Origin of the sequence: Pseudonocardia lutea, from assembly GCF_042658055.1 — a bacterium.
Lineage (GTDB): Bacteria > Actinomycetota > Actinomycetes > Mycobacteriales > Pseudonocardiaceae > Pseudonocardia > Pseudonocardia lutea.
The window spans coordinates 1-1,912 of record NZ_JBHSQK010000149.1; the positions used below are offsets into that span (position 1 = coordinate 1).

Below are 1,912 nucleotides of genomic sequence, written 5' to 3' on the forward strand. Positions count from 1 at the left end.
CCGAGCGCGGCGAGGACGACGAGGGTGAGCGCGCCGAGCGCGATCGCCGCCTCGACGGTGACCGCGCCGCGCTCGGCCTGGCGCATCAGAACGTGACCGACAGGGCGCGCTGGACCAGCTGGGTCAGCGCGGTGACGATCGAGTCGCCGCTGATCACGGTGTAGAGCACCGCGGCGAACGCGGCCGCGGCCAAGGTGCCGATCGCGTACTCCACGGTCGACATGCCGCGATCGTCGGCGGTGAGCCGGACCGTCGCGGCGCGGAGGACTGCGGCGAGCCCGCGCCGGACGCGTCGCAGCGGGGGGATCCGGTCGGGCGGGCCGGGGTCTGCCGCCGCGGCCTCCGGCACGCCGGCCGACCGGAACTCGTCCGGCGACCGGTGCTGGGTCGGCCGGTGCTGGGTCGGCCGGTGCTCGGCGGATCGCCGGTGCTCCGGGGGCTGCCGGTGCTCGGCCGGCTCGGGGCAGCGCAGGACGCTGCTGCGCGGACCCTGGTTCGGGTCGCGGCGCGGCTCGGGGCGGGGCAGGGCGGGTGCGGGCAGGGACATCGGTCCTCCTCGGAGGGTCGGGATCGGGCTGAGGGTCGCCCGGGCGATGCCCGGGACCGAGCGGATCGAGGCGGGGGCCGGGCGGACGGGGGAGCGGTCACCATCGGGCCAGTGCCTCTCCGGCGAGACCGATGACCACCGGCGCGATGCCCAGTGCGAGGAAGGCCGGGAGGAAGCAGACGCCGAGCGGCGCGGCGATCAGGACCGCGGCGCGCTCCGCCTTGGCCTCGGCGGCGTCCGTCAGGCCGGCGCGGAGCCGGGCCGCCTCGGACCGTGCCACCCGCGCCAGCCCGGCGCCGGTCTCGGCGGACCGGCGCGCCGCGCGTCCGAAAGCTTCGAGGCCGGGCACGGTCGCGACCGCGGCCCACGCCTCCGTCGGGGGCGACCCGAGTTCGAGCAGCCCCGCCGCCCGGCGGAGGCCGGCCCCGGCGCCGCCCTCGATCCGCGCCGCCGCCGCCTCCGCGGCGGAGGGGACCGGGAGCCCGGCCTCGAGGCAGGTGGCCAGGAGCTCCCAGCCCGCGGCGAGCCCGCCGGCGTCGACAGCGCGAGTGGGCTGCGCCGCGGCCCGTGTCACCAGGACGTGCGAGCCCACCGCGGCGGCCGCGCCGACGACGAGCGCACCGAGGAGCCCGGTCGCACCGGCTGCGGGGCCACCGACCACGGTCCAGACGACGACGGCCACGACCGTCCCTCCCACCGCGCTCCAGCCGCGACGCAGCGGGGCAGCCGGCTCGTCGGCGGCCGGGGCCGCCGCGACCAGGACGCCCAGCCGGGCCCGTGCACCGGGCCCACCGCCCACGAGCAGCGCGACCGCGAGCAGCAGCAGCGCGACGGCGAGCGGGAGGTGCGGACCGGCGGGCAGGTGCGGTGTGCCGACCGCGAGGAGCACGGGCGGTCCGGCCGGTGCGGCAACCGCCGGCGGCAGGCGGACCGCGGTCCCGCACGCGAGCATCGGCGCGGTCATCGCGTGACCGGCCCCGTCGCGATCCGGTCGCTCCACAGCAGACCGGCCAGCAGCAGGCCGGTCCCCACGAGCAGCAGGGCCTGGCCGAGCAGCCCGCCTCGCAGGACCCCGAGCGGGTCGGCGCCGAGCAGGTGGCCGAGGCCGAGCCCGAGGACCGGCAGCGCGGTCAACACCCCCGCGGTGGCGCGCGGCCCCGCGAGACGGGCGCGGACCCGGGCCTCGAAGGCGAGCCGCCAGCGCAGGTCGGCGAGCGTGCCCGAGAGCAGGTCCGCCAGCGGGGCACCGTGCCGGTCGGCCAGGGACCAGGCGCCGGCGACCCGCCGCAGCTCGGTGGCGACCAGGTCCGCACGCGCCGCGGCGCCGCGGCGCAGGGCGGCAGGCACGTCGTCGCCCAGGCGGGC

The 1,912-nt window shown here is 79.9% G+C and carries 3 protein-coding genes; all 3 read right to left on the reverse strand.

The genetic code is table 11. The annotated features are described in order from the left end of the window. Nucleotides 1-85: 85 nt before the first annotated feature. Nucleotides 86-547, reverse strand: a complete 462-nt coding sequence (locus ACFQH9_RS32070; protein ID WP_379572222.1) for a DUF4244 domain-containing protein — start codon at nucleotides 545-547, stop codon at nucleotides 86-88. A 97-nt stretch (nucleotides 548-644) separates the two neighbouring features. Continuing rightward, on the reverse strand, nucleotides 645-1,436 hold the full coding sequence (locus tag ACFQH9_RS32075) for a type II secretion system F family protein (RefSeq protein WP_379572224.1): 792 nt from the start codon (nucleotides 1,434-1,436) through the stop codon (nucleotides 645-647). Nucleotides 1,437-1,507: 71 nt separating this feature from the next. Continuing rightward, on the reverse strand, nucleotides 1,508-1,912 hold a 405-nt coding region (locus ACFQH9_RS32080; protein ID WP_379572226.1), incomplete at its 5' end, for a type II secretion system F family protein.